The following is a 1,575-nucleotide window of genomic DNA, read 5'->3' on the forward strand; positions in this document are numbered from 1 at the left end:
CGCCACCCGCACCGGCGCCGACGACGCCGAGGAGCGCGCCCGCGTGCTGGTGCAGGCCATGGAGGACGCCGGCTGGGAGCCGTCCGCCGTCGCCTCGGTCACTGCCGACGTGCCCGCTGAACAGCGGCAGGGCGTCACCGACATCCTGGAGTTCGCCGCCCGCGAGGTGGTGCCGCGGCTCGCCGCGACCACCGACGAGATCGACCACGCGGTGCACGCCCTGGCCGGCGGGTTCGTGCCCGCCGGGCCGTCCGGATCGCCGCTGCGCGGCCTGGTCAACGTGCTGCCCACCGGCCGCAACTTCTACTCCGTCGACCCCAAGGCGGTGCCCAGCCGCCTCGCCTGGGAGACCGGCCAGGCGCTGGCCGACTCGCTGCTGGAGCGCTACCGCGCCGACAACGGCGACTGGCCGACGTCGGTGGGCCTGTCGCTGTGGGGGACGAGCGCGATGCGCACCTCCGGCGACGACATCGCCGAGGCGCTGGCGCTGCTCGGGGTGCGCCCGGTGTGGGACGAGGCGTCCCGCCGCGTCACCGGCCTGGAGGCCGTGCCCCTCGACGAGTTGGGGCGCCCCCGGATCGACGTGACGCTGCGCATCAGCGGCTTCTTCCGGGACGCGTTCCCGCACGTCACCGGCCTGCTCGACGACGCGGTCCGGCTCGTCGCCGGGCTGGACGAGCCGGACGACCAGAACTTCGTCCGCGCCCACACCCAGGCCGACCTGGCCGAGCACGGTGACGAACGCCGGGCCACCACCCGCATCTTCGGCTCCCGGCCCGGCACGTACGGCGCCGGACTGCTCCAGCTCATCGACAGCCGCGACTGGCGCACCGACTCCGACCTGGCCGAGGTCTACACCGTGTGGGGCGGCTACGCCTACGGCCGGGAGCTGGACGGCCGGCCCGCCCGGGCCGAGATGGAGTCCGCGTACAAGCGCATCGCGGTGGCGGCGAAGAACACCGACACCCGCGAGCACGACATCGCCGACTCCGACGACTACTTCCAGTACCACGGCGGCATGGTCGCCACCGTGCGCGCGCTGAAGGGCACCGCCCCGGAGGCGTACATCGGCGACAGCACCCGGCCGGAGACGGTCCGTACCCGCACCCTCGTCGAGGAGACCTCCCGGGTGTTCCGCGCCCGCGTCGTCAACCCGCGCTGGATCGCGGCGATGCGCCGGCACGGCTACAAGGGCGCGTTCGAGCTGGCCGCCACCGTCGACTACCTCTTCGGGTACGACGCCACGACGGGTGTCGTCGCCGACTGGATGTACGACAAGCTCGCCCAGACCTACGTACTGGACCCGGAGAACCGCGAGTTCCTCCAGCAGGCCAACCCGTGGGCGCTGCACGGCATCGCCGAGCGGCTGCTGGAGGCGGAGTCCCGCAACATGTGGGCCAAGCCCGACCCGGCCACCCTGGAGGCCCTCCGCCAGGCGTACCTGGAGTCCGAGGGGGACCTGGAGGGCGACGACTGACCGAGCGCGCGGGCGCTGAGCGCGCGGGCGCTGCGGCGTCCGCGGGCTCAGCGCGCGCGCTCAGGCGGGTGCGCCTCCTTCAGTCGGGCAGCGACAAG

General features: G+C 74.0%; 1 protein-coding gene. It reads left to right on the plus strand.

The annotated features are described in order from the left end of the window. The coding region (locus ACYVE9_RS26100) for a cobaltochelatase subunit CobN (RefSeq protein ID WP_461030360.1) at positions 1 to 1,477 on the plus strand (1,477 nt) is incomplete at its 5' end. Between the last annotated feature and the right edge of the window lie 98 nt (positions 1,478 to 1,575).

The organism is Streptomyces sparsus (assembly GCF_054776295.1).